The organism is Thalassoroseus sp. (assembly GCF_984380535.1).
Window position 1 is genome coordinate 19,032 of record NZ_CFHRBF010000004.1, and the last position, 14,293, is coordinate 33,324.

At 55.2% G+C, this 14,293-nt stretch carries 12 protein-coding genes; 3 read left to right on the top strand and 9 right to left on the bottom strand.

Annotated elements, in window-relative coordinates:
* Positions 1 to 15 precede the first annotated feature (15 nt).
* Positions 16 to 585 carry a peroxiredoxin gene (locus AC5DDB_RS06245; RefSeq protein WP_491738834.1) on the bottom strand — a complete coding sequence of 190 codons (570 nt, stop codon included), beginning with the start codon at positions 583 to 585 and terminating at the stop codon, positions 16 to 18.
* Between the two features lie 174 nt (positions 586 to 759).
* On the opposite strand from AC5DDB_RS06245, the gene AC5DDB_RS06250 reads away from it, so the two are divergent.
* Entirely contained in the window at positions 760 to 2,292 is a 1,533-nt protein-coding gene (locus AC5DDB_RS06250; RefSeq protein ID WP_491738835.1) for a transglutaminase-like domain-containing protein, read from the top strand.
* A complete protein-coding gene (locus tag AC5DDB_RS06255) occupies positions 2,289 to 2,654 on the top strand; it encodes a hypothetical protein (protein WP_491738836.1) in 366 nt (121 codons plus the stop codon). The genes AC5DDB_RS06250 and AC5DDB_RS06255 overlap by 4 nt, the downstream gene beginning before the upstream one ends.
* Here AC5DDB_RS06255 and holB read toward each other — a convergent pair whose 3' ends face one another.
* The 8 genes from holB to AC5DDB_RS06295 form a co-directional block, all read right to left on the bottom strand.
* On the bottom strand, positions 2,655 to 3,737 hold the full coding sequence (gene holB / locus AC5DDB_RS06260) for a DNA polymerase III subunit delta' (protein ID WP_491738837.1): 1,083 nt from the start codon (positions 3,735 to 3,737) through the stop codon (positions 2,655 to 2,657). It abuts the gene before it with no gap.
* Between the two features lie 16 nt (positions 3,738 to 3,753).
* Positions 3,754 to 4,032 (bottom strand): lipoyl domain-containing protein, encoded by a 279-nt coding sequence (locus tag AC5DDB_RS06265; RefSeq protein WP_491738838.1) that lies wholly within the window; start codon positions 4,030 to 4,032, stop codon positions 3,754 to 3,756.
* Complete coding sequence (gene lipA, locus AC5DDB_RS06270; RefSeq protein ID WP_491739136.1) at positions 4,029 to 4,967, bottom strand: lipoyl synthase; 939 nt, start codon at positions 4,965 to 4,967, stop codon at positions 4,029 to 4,031. Before lipA ends, AC5DDB_RS06265 begins: the two co-directional genes overlap by 4 nt.
* 139 nt (positions 4,968 to 5,106) lie before the next feature.
* A complete protein-coding gene (lipB, locus tag AC5DDB_RS06275) occupies positions 5,107 to 5,850 on the bottom strand; it encodes a lipoyl(octanoyl) transferase LipB (RefSeq protein ID WP_491738839.1) in 744 nt (247 codons plus the stop codon).
* A 227-nt stretch (positions 5,851 to 6,077) separates the two neighbouring features.
* Complete coding sequence (locus tag AC5DDB_RS06280; protein ID WP_491738840.1) at positions 6,078 to 8,531, bottom strand: DUF4159 domain-containing protein; 2,454 nt, start codon at positions 8,529 to 8,531, stop codon at positions 6,078 to 6,080.
* A gap of 94 nt (positions 8,532 to 8,625) precedes the next feature.
* Positions 8,626 to 10,320, bottom strand: a complete 1,695-nt coding sequence (locus tag AC5DDB_RS06285) for a response regulator (RefSeq protein ID WP_491738841.1) — start codon at positions 10,318 to 10,320, stop codon at positions 8,626 to 8,628.
* A 238-nt stretch (positions 10,321 to 10,558) separates the two neighbouring features.
* Complete coding sequence (locus AC5DDB_RS06290; protein ID WP_491738842.1) at positions 10,559 to 11,668, bottom strand: pyridoxal phosphate-dependent aminotransferase; 1,110 nt, start codon at positions 11,666 to 11,668, stop codon at positions 10,559 to 10,561.
* Positions 11,669 to 11,788: 120 nt separating this feature from the next.
* Complete coding sequence (locus AC5DDB_RS06295) at positions 11,789 to 13,147, bottom strand: hypothetical protein (RefSeq protein ID WP_491738843.1); 1,359 nt, start codon at positions 13,145 to 13,147, stop codon at positions 11,789 to 11,791.
* A 106-nt stretch (positions 13,148 to 13,253) separates the two neighbouring features.
* Here AC5DDB_RS06295 and holA point away from each other — a divergent pair, with 106 nt between their 5' ends.
* Positions 13,254 to 14,285: a DNA polymerase III subunit delta gene (gene holA / locus AC5DDB_RS06300; RefSeq protein ID WP_491738844.1), complete on the top strand. Its 1,032-nt coding sequence runs from the start codon at positions 13,254 to 13,256 to the stop codon at positions 14,283 to 14,285.
* Positions 14,286 to 14,293 lie beyond the last annotated feature (8 nt).

Below are 14,293 nucleotides of genomic sequence, written 5' to 3' on the forward strand. Positions count from 1 at the left end.
TTTGTATAGTGTGTTTTACTGCAACTCTTGGACCTTTTTCAGAATGGCTTGGCTATCGCCCGCCGCTTGGACCTTCGTATTCTTCAATGCGATCTTACCATCGGGCCCGATGAGGAACGTCCAACGCTTCGCCGTGCCACCGCGAGCGAGAACCACGTCTTTCCCGTCCACGGTGCGGACGATCTGCTGATCTTTGTCATCGAAGGGCACACCGAACGCTTTCGCAACTTTGCCATCCGGGTCGGCCAGGAGCGTGAAATTCAGGTCCTCAGCTTTTTTGAACCATTGGTGATTTTGTACGGTGTCGCCACTCACACCGACCACGGTCACACCCGCTTCTTGCAATTTTTTCATGTCATCTCGGAAACCGCAGGCCTGTTTCGTGCATCCGCCGGTCATGTCGGCCGGATAGAAATACACGACCAACATTTTACCCTTGCCGACATAAGCCGCAGACTCCCATGTCTCGCCAGTATCGTCCTGAGCCGAAAACTTCGGAGCCGCATCTCCAACGCTCAAATCAGCCGCCGTCACAGCCTGACCAAACGCCAATAGACACCCCGCAAACGCGAACACTCGTAACATCGTTGTTTTCCTTACTGCTGATAAACTCGCAAAAATCATCCCATACGCATCAGAATACCCGGATTTGTTCCGAACGAGAAGTCGGTGGACCGTCCCGACTTGGCGTTTTATGATCGAGACAGACCGCGATGTATTATCGCGAACACTGAGAACTCTTCTCGACGGATGGAATCGATGACGAACCGAAAACGTTCGCTGACGGTCGGAGCCGTAGCGATTGGTGTGGGCATCTCGCTCGGCGTGGGCATTTGGTTGATGTCCAGCCGAGCCGAAAGCCCCGACTCGAAAACGACAGCAGCGACCACGGAACACACCGATCACTGGGGCGTGATTTACATCGGTCGGCAGCGTGTCGGTTATGTACATGAGACCGTCGAACCCTACGAGCAGAAAGATCAAAAACTGCTGCGAACAACGCAGGAGACCCACCTCAACTTCCAACGCTTTGGCCAGCCGACAATTATCCAAACGCGATTGGAAACCGTCGAAACCGGTACCGGCGAACTTCATTCGTTGATGTTCGAAACCAAGAACCCGCCGGCAACCGTGACGCGAACTTCCGCTGTCGTGAAGGGCGATCAATTGCAGCTGACTTCCGAAACTGCCGGCAAGATGGAGACCAAAACGATCCCTTGGAATCGGGAAACAAAATCGCCGTCATGGTTGGAACGCAACTTCCATGTCGATCCGCTCACCGAACAGGAATCGCGGGAGTTTCGCGTCTACATTCCGGAGTTGAACGACGTCGCAACGGTCACGATTGAAGCGGCGAAAATGGAAACCGAACGCATGCTGGACGGCGAACGGAAACGATTGCTCAAAGCGAAAGCCCAACGATCCACCGATCCGTTTCCGATCGACATTTGGTTGACGGAATCTGGCGAAGCGTTGAAGACCTCGCTCCCGATCTTCGGCAAGGAACTTACGACCTACCGCGTGAGCCAGGCGGAAGCATTGCGAAAAATCGCCGGGGCGGAATTAGATTTGTCGCTCGACACAATGGTATCCGTAAAGCCCATTCCCAAAGCGCACAACAGCCAGAAAATTGTGTACCGCATTCAAACGCCTGGTTCGGACGCCACCACGCTGATCCCCCAGGAGCCGTACCAGACGCTTCGCCGAATCGACGATCATACCGTCGACGTGACGGTCACTGCGATCGATCCGCATGACAAAGGAAAGTCGACCACCACCGAAGCTGTCTACTTGCAAGGCACGCGATTCCTACAGACTGACGATGCAAACGTGCTGGCACTTGCAGACCAAGTCTCGAACGACATCACCGATCCCGCAGCGATTGCAGTTCGCTTGGAGAAGATCGTGCATGAGTCGCTGACGAACAAGAATTTCTCGACGGCTCTTGCATCCGCTGCAGAGGTGGCAGCGTCCCGGGAAGGGGATTGCACCGAACATGCGGTGCTACTGGCGGCGTTGTTGCGAGTGAAGAAAATTCCTTCGCGGATCGCCGTCGGATTGGTCTATGTGCAATCGCTGAACGGGTTCGGCGGGCATATGTGGACGGAGGCATTTCTCGGCGGACGATGGGTGCCTTTGGACGCGACACTCGGGCAGGGCGGCACGGGCGCAGCTCACATCAAACTCGCCGAGTCCAGCTTCGCCGACGATGCCCCGGCTCCCGTGACCACATTTCTCCCGCTGATGAACATTCTCGGACGGATCAATATCGAGGTCTTGGAAGTCGAATGAGCGACGAACCGCCGAGATCGTCATTCGAGGACCGCACGTTCGGTTTGATGTCGTTGGGCATGGCGCTCTGCACGGCCCTGGCGGTGGGTCTGGTTGCTCTCGGCGCCAGACCGGTGTGGTTGATCGTGATTCCGATGGCGATCTTCGGAGCCGTTGTTGGGCTGACGCTCGAATTTTGTTGGCCGGCTGTTCCGCAAACGGATTCCCAAAACGAACCCGATCCGCCGACCACAGCGACCAGCGATTCGACATCTCAACTGGAATGTCTGGATTGCGGGGAAGCGTTCCAACTCAATCCGCAGCGTTGCCCGATGTGCGGGGGAAACACGACGAGCGTGGTTGCCGAACGTGCCAAACGATGATCAAACCATTCGACGACGGGTTTGACTCAGTGCTTCAAATAACGCTTCGAGCACCATCTTCGGCGGATTATTGCGGGTGAGTTGGCGTTCCGCGTGCATCGCTCGTTCGAGCATGCTCATCAGCATTTCCCAAGCTCGTGCCGAGTCGGCTTTCCACACCCCCGCGAACTGCTTCACCTGCGGGATGACTGTACTCGACGGGTTCGACTCCTCCGCGAGGAACTGTAACGTCCGGCGGTAAAACTCGATGACAAACCGCACCAACCAAACCGCATTCTTCCGCTGAGACGCTGTATCGGTTGCTAATTGTTCGATGCCGTCTTCAATCATCTGCTTCGAAAGAGCCAGCGGATTGTCGTTGTCGCGGGCCAACGCAGTGTAGAGCTTATCGCGGAGTTGTCGTAATTCGGGATCGAGCAACTGCAACGCGGTTGTCAGACTACCCTCGCTCAGTGAGGCAACGGCGGTGGCTTCGTCGACGTCTTCAAGCTGACCGGTCTCGACCAATAACGCCGCAATTTCACTCGGCGGCAATGGTGCAAACCGTACCGGTTGACATCGCGAACGAATCGTCGGCAACAAGGCAGATTCGTTCGAGGTAATCAAAAACAACGTCGCATATGGCGGAGGTTCTTCGAGGGTTTTGAGGAATGCATTCGCGGCTTCCGCGTTCATCTGCTGGACATCATCAATGATGGCGACACGACGTTCGACCATCATCGGACGTAAAGAAATATCGTAGCAAAGTCCTTCGCGACCACGACGTTCTTTGGCACCAGCGATAAGCTCGATTGGGAATACCGTCTTCCCCGCAGGCGGTTCGGCAGTGAGTAAGTCGGGGTGGGAATCGATCAGCACTTGGCGACACGACGGACATTCGCCGCACGCTTCGAGTTCCTCATCGGCGAACGTCGTGCATAGCAAACACTGGGCAAGCTTGTGAGCAAACAAACGTTTGCCGACGCCATCCGGTCCAACGAACAGGTAACCGGAGGCCAACCGCTTTCGCTTGAGTGATCGACGGAACAACTCGACCTGGGCTTGATGCCCGCGAACGCTGGTCCAGACGGAGGAAGTTGACATCTCGCGACACACTCATTCAGGAAAGTTCGGGACTTGTCCCAGGACTGATGAAGCCCAGGCAATCGCCGCGAAACACGGTCGCGCCTTGCGGACGTTCTCGCCGAACAAAGATTCCCGAAGACGTTGCCGAGACGTGAAACACAATCCCCGGCAACACAATCTCCGCCAACCGATCACCTTCCTCGACGGCATCGCCGGGTTCCACGAGCCAAGTGCACACGCTCGCGGGGCGGTCGTCTTGCCCCAAGTCCGGCACACACACGGGGATCGGCGATTGCCCGGCGGAGGTCATCATTCGGTTTCCGTGGGTGAGGGGTACTGTTCCAAAACCGATGCCATTTCGCCCGCGTGATAACTTGATCGCACGAACGGCCCGCTCGCAACTAACGCGAAACCCATCGCGCGGACAAGGTCCCCGATTTCGTCGAACTCTTCCGGGGGCACGTACCGTTCAACCGGCAAGTGTTCCGGGCCGGGTTGGAGATATTGACCAAGTGTGATCATGTCACACCCGACAGCACGCAAGTCGGCACACACGTCGAGCACTTCCTCCATCGTTTCCCCAAGTCCCAACATCAGCCCACTTTTCGTGACCATATTGGGGGCTTTTTCTTTGACGCGAGCGAGCAGATTCAGCGTGCGATCATACTTCGCATTCCGACGCACCCGGTGATACAGCCGTGGAACCGTTTCCGTGTTGTGGTTAAACACGTCCGGTCGGGATTCGATCACACGATCAATGGCGGCGTTATTGCCGAGGAAGTCTGGCGTGAGAACTTCAACTGCGGCTCCTGTGCGTTCGCGAACGGCGATCACACATTCGTAAAAGTGCTCAGCACCGCCATCCGGCAAATCGTCACGCGTGACGGATGTGATCACGACATGCTTGAGCCCCAACCGAGCCGCCGCTTCCGCGACACGTTCGGGTTCGTCGACTTCTAGTTGCTCCGTTTTGCCCTTCGGCACCGAGCAAAAACCACATGGCCGGGTACAGACATTGCCGAGGATCATGAAGGTCGCGGTCTGATGCGACCAGCATTCCGTTCGGTTTGGACAACGGGCACTTTCACAAACGGTATTCAACCGCAAGTCGGCGATGGTCCCGCTCGTGTACGCCATACCGGGTTCGGGTAGCGGACGCTTCAACCACTTCGGCAACCGACGCCGAGGTTTGTCGGCAACCGAATTGGAGGCAGGCGGGTCGGAGGGCAGAATGTTCAGTTCGTTCAGCACGGTGAGACGGTCTCGTTCGAAAGTTCAGATCGCTTGGTTTCGTCCAATGATGACATTGTAGACGTCCAAACCGCAATCGTCACCGTCACGGGATACGGATCACAAGAAAAATCGAGTCTCGAGCGCCCTCAATCTCCTATGCTCGCATCGCAACAGTTTGATACGTGCGTTTGAGCATCGGATGGCTCGTGTAGAGATTGGTGTGTCGATAGCGAAAACGCTCGGCCACATGACGAACAACAGATTCACGAACCTGCGACATTTCCGTCACACGGGTCCGTTGAGCCGCAAGAGTCGTCGGGCGATCGGCGATCGAATTGGAACTGACCAACTTTAACCAATTCAAATCGAGATTGACGTTCAGGTAAACACCTTGGCAGGTCACCCAACGTTTGATCGTGATCCCAGTGTGCGCAACCTGCCCGTGATGGCAAAACACACCCGGTTTTTCCGCCTTCCGTTCGGCGGGAACCATAAGTTCTTCACAAACATCGATGATGGCTTCTTCCAACAACTCTCGAAAATGAAACGCTGATATACCCATCCGACTCAGTGGAAGCACCGGATAGATGGCCAATTGGCCGGGCATATGCATGAACGTGCCACCACCACGACCGAGCCGACGCACCGGCACTCGACGGGCTTGTAATTCCTGATCATCCGCAACGATATGTGCCCGGCTACCTTCACGTCCGATGGTAATCAGCGGAGGATGTTCGCAGAGCAGAAGTGCTCCCTGCTGATCCGATCGCCCAGTCAACTCGTACACCAACCGATCCTGTAACGCCAAAGCGGCGTCGAAGTCGACGATGCCGAGCAAATGCACCTGCAAGGCAGCATCTCGCGGGTCCGTTGAAGAACTTGAGTCGTCCGTGCTCATCGAATCCATCCCTTCATCAATTGCGGACTATATGTTGGCAAAAATCACAACTGTGCTGACACTATCGAATACACGGCTGCATCGGTTTGTCAAATCTTTTTTCGAATCGCAAGTGGTGACATGCGGTTTCCCGGTCACCAAAATTGCTCGGTCGAGCCCAATTTTGACACATAATCCGGGCTTGGACAGACTCGCTTGAGAGAACATCAGAAAGAAGTCGTGTCCCGTTAATTATCGGTCGACACGCTCGTCGCATCTTGCAAGAGTGCGTGCATCACGACATTGATTCCGATTCGCAGGGCGTCTTCGGGGATATAACCCGGACAAGCCACCGTCACCTGACGTTGCAGGGCACAACTAATGTCGTACTTGCTGTACACGACAACAAGTCGACCGTCGATCGTGATGCCTTCCAAGAATGGTTCCACTGCCTCAACCGCAACGTTCGCCGGTTGATTCGGCTTTGGCAAACCTGGCACACGACGGCGGACACGACGAATATCATAGAACGTCTTGTCAGTGAAAATCTCATGGTCGATCGGGATTCGCTCTAGATTTTCGTTCGGAAAAAGCTTCTGCACGAGTTCCCGAAAACTCGCGTCAAAAGCATCGGAACCACAACAGGAATCAGTAAACAAGACTCCGCCACGTTGGAGATGCATGCGAAGCTGTTTCACTTCTGCGTCACTGAAATCGAACCCGCTTCGGCCGTGCATGTACACGAGCGGATACTTGAACAAGTTACCGTTCGCTGGTTCGATCGGTCGTGTTTTGGTGGTGGCGGCTTGGCCGACAACGCGGTTTAGGCCCATCAACAAATTGCGAAGTGCCTGCGGTGCGACATCCCAACCGCCACCGTGTTTCAACTTCGCGATTTGTAGCAAACCACGTTCGATTTTGTCTTGTTGGCCGTCGGCGAGGTCGTCCGCTTCGGCTTCCAACTTGTTTGGCGGTTCGCGTCCGGTGGCGTAAGCGACGATGTTCACGCCCATCTGAAACGCACCGTCAATCGTTTTCGAAAGTTTTTGACTCCGGCCCTTGGGTTCGACGCGAGACATCTTATCCCACAGACAGGACAAGTCCGTCCGCGAAAAAATGATTGGCGTGCGACACCCCAAATCGGCCCCGAACAGTTCGTACTCATCCGGTTTGATAAGAAATTCGCTCCGCCATACAAGATGATCTTCGGTCAGCGGATTCAGGGCCACATCGCCGAGTGGATACATTTTCGCCACGAGATCGCGGAAAGAATCTTCGAACGCGTTATCGCTATTCTCCGGGCAGTTGGCGACACCGAGGATAAAGCCGCCTTGGTCGACATAGGTTCGCAGAAGCGAAGCGTCGGCATCGGTGAACTTGTGCGAATCTTCGCCACTGAGGTACAAAATCGGTGCTTGGCGAATGGATGCTACCGAGTTGTTCGCAACCGCTTGGTTCAAATTCAGGACTTGCCAAGTCAATAGTTTCGGCCACATGGGACGACCGGCGATACGTTCCGTGAGTTGCCTCACATCCCAGCGATGACGCGTCCAATTCTCAGATTCGACCGCCTGCAAACCCACGTTTTCGCCGAACATTCCCTTTTGAATGAGAACCGGCGCCAAGCCTTTCGAGAGGAACAGCAACGCCAAACTCGTTCCCACGACCGGTTTCTGTTCCAGCTTACCCACACCGGTCCACTGACCGTTCGAGCGACGTTGGGCGGCCACAAGATATGTCGCACCTCGACGATACCAATCATGCGGACCGAAGAATCGTCGCGCACTCAACCGCCCGGCACGTTCAAGACCATACAGGTAATACAGGACGTGTTCGGTTTGAGCGGCCGGACCAGGATTGCGACCAACGGCAAAATGTCGCGCCAACCACTCGACGGCTTTTTCAAGACTATCGTCCTCGGGCAGGGCACCACAGCAGATTGGTTCGCCGTCGGGTGTTTCGTCTTGCGAGGGATCACGCAACATGGCATTCGTGATGGCCAACGAAGCAATCCCAGCAACCGTCATACTACCGGTACTCGGAGATCGCAAACCGGCATTGTTCACATAGTCCCAGCCGCCGTCGATGTTCTGCGAATCGATCCAGTGTTGTCGGGCACGTTCAACCACGCTTCGGTCCACTTCCAACCCAGCTTCGCTGGCCGCGTGAAGACCGAGAATCGCATACTGGGCATTACTACGATCGCCCGTCCAACCGGCGGCGAACTCACCATTGATCGTGTATCCCCACGAGCCACGGTTGGTGCCGTTCCGCGTTTGCGATTCCTCCAATTTCCCTAGCAGTTTTTCCATCCGCAGCACATCACGTTCACCGTCCTTCGCGGCGGAGAACGTCATCAACATCAGAGCAATATCGTAGGTGTAAACCGGATTCGGTTCCCGAACATTCCGCAGGAATGTCAGCCCTTTGTTGATTTCCGCATCTTCGGGTGTCATGCCGGAGTTGATCAACGCCAGCAGCGCCAAACTCGTGACTCCAATCTCATACAAGGAACTGTCGTCGACCCGCCATGCGCCGTCATTTGATTGTTGACTGAGGAGGAATCGACGTCCACGTTCGATCGAAGTTAGCACCTGTGAGGCGGTGAGTTCGTCCTCTTGTGCAACCGCCAGACTCTGGAACGGCCCGAGGAAAATCGGCCACATAACCAACACGATGAGCCAGCGTGGAAGTTTTCGCATTCGTTCCACTTTCGTTGGGACACGCGAGTTCGCCTGGAGAACTTGACACGACCATGCAGACACCACTCGACGAGTGGACACTAACCGATTCATTCTACCCCGGTTGATCGGCAGAAGCGACAGCGGATTCGACTTCCGCCAGCAATTGATCCAACCGGAACGGCTTGTAAAGCACCGAACGCAATCCTTCTTGCCGAGCTTTCACAATCGAGTGCGTGGGATCGTAACCGAAGCCCGTCATTAGAATCACCGGAAGATCCGGGCGGAGTTCCTTAATTTGATGGAAGCAATCGTAGCCGGTCATATCCGGGAGCCGAATGTCTGCGATTACCGCATCGTATTCGAACCGTCGCACCATCAGAAACGCTTCGTCGCCATGGTGAGCCGTTTCGACTTCGCACCCGTAACGACCCAACAATTCATGAGCAGCACGGCGAACGCTCTCGTCGCTATCGACGACTAGCAACCGTTTGCCCTTTAGTTTGGCCCGCTCCGGTCGGGGTTGCAGCAACGGATTGCTGACTTGCGGCGCGATCGCTTCACCGACACGTTGAATCAACTGTTTGATCTGTCGCGTGTGATCGAGAATCCGCAGCAAACGGTCGGAGACATTCGGTTCGTGCCCGATATATCGTTCCAGTACCCAGGCGGCATCGTTCAAAATCTCATCGACTGGGTGAGCAACTTCCTGCAACATGCGTTCGGTGCTGCGGTTTGCCGTCGTGACTTTTTCGGCGAGCAAGAGTTCCAGCGTGTTCAACGCCATTGCCACTTCGCGGCTGAATAGCTCGAGAAACTGCAAATCGTTCTCAGTAAACGCACCCGGCTTCGGACTTTCGACGTTGAACGTGCCGAGGATCGTGTCGTGTAGAATCAAAGGCACCGTTAGTGAACTGCGGGCCCCCGGCGCTCCTGGCAGATAGAGCGGATCGCTGTCGGTGTCTTCACAAAGATAGCTCTTGCCGGTCGCCGCAACGAACCCGGTTACGCCGTTGTTCTGAGCATCCGCGGTCAAAGTTCGCGAGGTGGCGTCACTTTGCATTCCAACCGCTAACAACGGATCGAGTTGCTGGGTGCGTTTGTCGAGCAAGCGAATCTCGACGGTCTCGAATTCCAAGAGATCCTGTGTGTAATGCAGAATCTTTGCCTTGAGAAGTTCGATTCGCTCCTCGACAGACATATCCAGAATGTCTTGCGGTGCAAGATCGCCGAGTTCCAAACCTGCTTGGTAGATCGCGTTGAGTTTCTGACGTTGCAGGATTTCGACGGAAACATCCCGCACGATCACCACGAGATATCCCGGTAGATCACTCTCGCCATCGAAGACGGGTTTGGCGTGAACCTCGAAGTACGATTTTTCACCAACACGCAATGTGCTTCGGGCCGATTCTCCTGACCCGATCGCGGTATGAAACGGGCAGAAATCCGGGCCGAGAATTTCCGGAGAGCCAAACGCATCGTAAAACTTCAACCCTGCTAGTTCGTCTTGCCGACTTGTCAGGGTTTGCATTCGCCGATTCGACCACAGGATTTGTAATTCCAAATCGAGCAGCACGATTCCGTCGGGGATTTCATCCAGGATGCCACCGAGTTGCAGCATCCCTCCGGCGACCGGAAAACCGTTCCCCAACAGTAGAACACAACTAATGGCTTCCGAGTGCAAGCATTTCAAACCTTCGTTGAGGTTCGAACGGAAAACCAGTTCGTTCTCGGCCCGCAAGCGGTCGATCCACTGGTCCGTCTGCGAGTCGGGTTCACCAACAACTAAAATGCGGTGTGATTGGCCCATCGGACCCACGACATCTCCCAAGGTTGGTTCCAAACCGTTGTTGTGTAGTCTGCATCGACAGTCGTCGAAAATACCGGAGTTTAACGCTCGCCCTTGCGAATGGCTGCGTTTACGAATGTCTGCGTTAGGGCGTAATTTGAATCGTGCCAGAGTATTGGTCGGTGAAACGAGTTTGAATAGGGATTATACGAGTGACGGTCATGTTGACAAGCCAGAACACGACTGGTGATGCACCGGTCTAGCATTTCGCAATTCGATTCAGAATCTCGACACCGCGTTCCAATACCGAATCTTCCGCCGCATAGGACACCCGGAAATGCGTGTCCTGAGAACTAAACACATTGCCAGGAATAATCAACAAGTTATTGGCAATCGCTTCCTTCACGAATTCCGTGCCGGTGCCCCATGGTGTCTTGATGAACAAGTAAAACGCCCCATTGCCCCCGTGAATCTCGAAGTTCTCACTGAGAGCATCGCGAACGAAATCGCGTTTACCTCGATATTCGCGGGCAAAGTGGGAAATGTCAGTGTCCCATGCCGCGACCCCAGCCCATTGAATCGGATGCGGAGCACACACAAATGTAAACTGCTGGAGTTTGATCATCTGTTCGACGATGTGTTTCGGACCATGACAATATCCGAGCCGATGTCCCGTCATCGAATGCGACTTGCTGAAGCCGTCGATCACGATCGTTTGATCGTTCCACTTCGCCGGGCTGACGAAGTCACCGTCGTAACAGAACGAGCGATAGATTTCGTCGCTGATCAATGCGACATCGCGTTCACGGGCCAACTCCGCGAGGGCTTGCATTTCCTCAGCACTCGCCACATGCCCGGTCGGGTTGCTCGGGCTGTTGCAGAGAATGACCTTCGTGCGATCGGTAATCGCATCGGCGACCCGGTTCACATCGAAACGGAAGTCGGGGTACGTGCTGACTTCGACAATCTTGCCGCCAACAAGCGTCGTCAGATGCTTGTACATCACGAACCACGGATCGAACACAATGACTTCATCACCGGGTCCGACCAACGTCGACAACGCGAGCATCAGTCCGCCACTTGTCCCACTCGTGACAAACGCTTGTCGATCGGCGTGTCCGTAGGTGGCGGCAATATCGTTTTGAATCCGCTCCAACAGTGGTTTGATGCCTTGGCTTTGGCTGTAAGCGTTCTTGCCGGCATCGACGGCTTGCTTGAGTGCCTCTTTGATCGGTTCCGGCGTATCGAAATGCGGTTGTCCGATGGAAAGGTTCACCGGCTCCGTCATATTCGCGGCCAAATCGAACACTTTCCGGATTCCGGAAGCATCGATCTTGTGCATCCGATCCGCGATCCAATGCTGACTCATAGAAACGCTTTCGCAAATTCGTCCCGTGGATTTCGTATCGCCCGATCATCTCGAAATCGGCCCGCGGTTGCTAGTCAACTTCGAATCGGCACGGGGTGGAATAGAGAATTCTTGACTCGACTATTGCTGCAAGGTGCTGGTGAGAGCGACCGCCCGAGACATTGAGATCTGTCGGCGAGTCAACACTGTCAGCAAGTGGGCCAGGATTAACAGGGCATCGGACGTGGGTGTCGGGTTCGCAACCCACACGCGACCGCTCGCGCCGCCTCCAAGCACAGCGGAATGATCTTGCATGGCTCGGAACATTTCCGCGTGCGTTTGACCTGCCCTCGTCCAGGTAATTCCCTGACGAACCAATTGCGGTTCCACGTCTCTTGCTGTTTGCGGTTCGAGGACAATGGGGCGACGTGGTACCTCGGTTTGCAAAAACTCTGCAATCAATGGCAGTATCGTCCAGGCAGCGAGAAGTTCGCCACGTTCTGTCACCAATGAGAAACGTTGGCCATCATCGTCGATCAGCATCCCGAGATCCGCTTGCGATTCGTGGACGGCATTCGCAACCCGACCGACATCGACATCGTTGACCTCGTGCACCCGTCGCACACGACGCGGAATCGCCACCGGCACGAACTCGTACGATCGTTCTTCTGAGATTGTTGCGATGGCCCGCATCACCAACGGGACGGAACATCCCACTACGATTCGAAAGGGTGCCAACATCGGAAAATGCTGCAAACGCTCTGCGACGTAATCCGCCCAGACATTGCTCGCAGTCTGGGCTCCCGCCTGTCGTGTGGGACGGTGATATGGGTCCCGAATTGCATCTTCGATGTCCGTCAAACTGACCGAATCCCACGTTGCGTGCTCCCGCGAAATCGGCATTCCCGCTGTGCGGACAAAATCCAGACCAATCCGCGATGGATCGCAGCCCGATCCCGTTACCATCACACCGCCATCAGCACCAAACTGCTCAACCGCAAACTGCCACGCCGGTTTCGTTGTGAGTCCGATGTCCACCACATCGCAACTCATCCGTCGCAACGCCTGGGTAACGCCCGTGAAAACATCCGGGGCAGATGGTCGCTCGTCGTATCCAACGACCAGCGACGGATTGACGCGACTTTCCTTGCTCCCCTGATTGTTTTCGGTATGCGACATGCACCCTGTCAATGGAGTTCGCGACCACAACACGCTGGCGTAACTGGCAGCAATCAATTCCGCGTGTCGTCGTGACAACTCGTTGAGGTACACACCACGCACGCCTTCGCTTTGAAAAAGACTTGCAGGAATCGCCCGGCGTTCGGTTTGCTGGAGTCGGTCAATCGTGTCTTGGGGCAGATGCCCGGTCTCGGAACGGAACGGACAATCGCGACAGCCGGGGTAAAATGACGCCATTCGCGCTAGATGAACCGACCGCGAAATCGGGTGGGTTTCACCGGGGCAGATAAACGTGGGTTCGTTCACGACATCCAGCGGCATGCGTTCCGATTCGTCATTGGGAAGTACGTTGCAAGTTGTCGTGCGTTGACCGACAATCGGCGAACTCTACGTCCATCTTGTCATTTTCGTCAAGAACGATTGATCGATGCCCACGACCGCATCCGACTTCCTGAAATCCCCCAAGACCGAGATTGGCCCGGTTGTTGCCGCCTTTGGTGCGGAACGATTCCTGCAACACGCCGTCATCAAGGAACTCACAACAAAGATCCTCGGGGACGATGCCGAAGACGAACTCAGTCTGACTCGATTTGATGGCAAAGACGCGGAATTTCAGGCTGTCTCTGATGAACTTCGAACCATCTCGATGTTCGGAGATCGTCGAATCGTGATCGTCGACGGTGCCGATGATTTTGTCACCAAACACCGCAGCGGGCTGGAACGATACGTGAAATCTCCCGCGAAAAAATCGGTACTGATTCTGGTTGTCAAGAAGTGGCCGAAGACGACAAAACTGTACAAAGCCATCGAAAAAAGCGGGCTGAACATCGCCTGCGAAGCCCCGAAAGAAAGCGATTTGCCGCGTTGGTTGGGGTCGCTGTGTGAACTCCGTTACCAAAAGAAACTTCCGGCCGCCTCGGCGATGGTTCTACTCGAGTTGGCGGGAACCGGTTTGAGTCAACTGGACATGGAGTTGGCGAAACTTTCGTCATACGTGGGCGATCGAACCGAGATCACACGCGAAGATGTCACCACGCTTGTCGGCGGATGGCGGGCCGAAACAACCTGGGAATTGATCGACGATGTCCTCGCCGGTCGCGCCGATGGAGCCATTACAAGTCTCGACAAACTTCTTGCCGCTCGGGAAGCACCGCTGCGAATTCTTGGCGGTTTGACCTTCAAATTTCGCCAGTTCGCGATTGCGACTGAAATGTCGAGACAGGGGAGTTCGCTCGCTTCTGCACTACAGTCCGCGGGAATTTGGCGGAATCAAGTCGCGGATGCCGAACGCTATTTGCGACGAATCGGTCGGCCACGTGCGGAAAAGATTCAAACGTGGCTGTTGGAAACTCGCGACCGACTCGGCGGCGGTGCAGGCACGATGAACCCGACTCAAAGCCGCATCGAACTCGAACGCCTACTTATTCGCCTCGCCGGTCTCGAACCAACAACCATGTAAGTTCAGCA

What these genes read in the sequence shown, in the direction of transcription:
- AC5DDB_RS06245 (WP_491738834.1), bottom strand. Translation starts at nt 585, where the DNA reads ATGTTACGAGTGTTCGCGTTTGCGGGGTGTCTATTGGCGTTTGGTCAG.
- AC5DDB_RS06250 (WP_491738835.1), top strand. Translation starts at nt 760, where the DNA reads ATGACGAACCGAAAACGTTCGCTGACGGTCGGAGCCGTAGCGATTGGT.
- AC5DDB_RS06290 (WP_491738842.1), bottom strand. Translation starts at nt 11,668, where the DNA reads ATGAGTCAGCATTGGATCGCGGATCGGATGCACAAGATCGATGCTTCC.
- AC5DDB_RS06285 (WP_491738841.1), bottom strand. Translation starts at nt 10,320, where the DNA reads ATGGGCCAATCACACCGCATTTTAGTTGTTGGTGAACCCGACTCGCAG.
- AC5DDB_RS06295 (WP_491738843.1), bottom strand. Translation starts at nt 13,147, where the DNA reads ATGCCGCTGGATGTCGTGAACGAACCCACGTTTATCTGCCCCGGTGAA.
- lipB (WP_491738839.1), bottom strand. Translation starts at nt 5,850, where the DNA reads ATGAGCACGGACGACTCAAGTTCTTCAACGGACCCGCGAGATGCTGCC.
- AC5DDB_RS06280 (WP_491738840.1), bottom strand. Translation starts at nt 8,531, where the DNA reads ATGCGAAAACTTCCACGCTGGCTCATCGTGTTGGTTATGTGGCCGATT.
- AC5DDB_RS06265 (WP_491738838.1), bottom strand. Translation starts at nt 4,032, where the DNA reads ATGATGACCTCCGCCGGGCAATCGCCGATCCCCGTGTGTGTGCCGGAC.
- AC5DDB_RS06255 (WP_491738836.1), top strand. Translation starts at nt 2,289, where the DNA reads ATGAGCGACGAACCGCCGAGATCGTCATTCGAGGACCGCACGTTCGGT.
- holB (WP_491738837.1), bottom strand. Translation starts at nt 3,737, where the DNA reads ATGTCAACTTCCTCCGTCTGGACCAGCGTTCGCGGGCATCAAGCCCAG.
- holA (WP_491738844.1), top strand. Translation starts at nt 13,254, where the DNA reads ATGCCCACGACCGCATCCGACTTCCTGAAATCCCCCAAGACCGAGATT.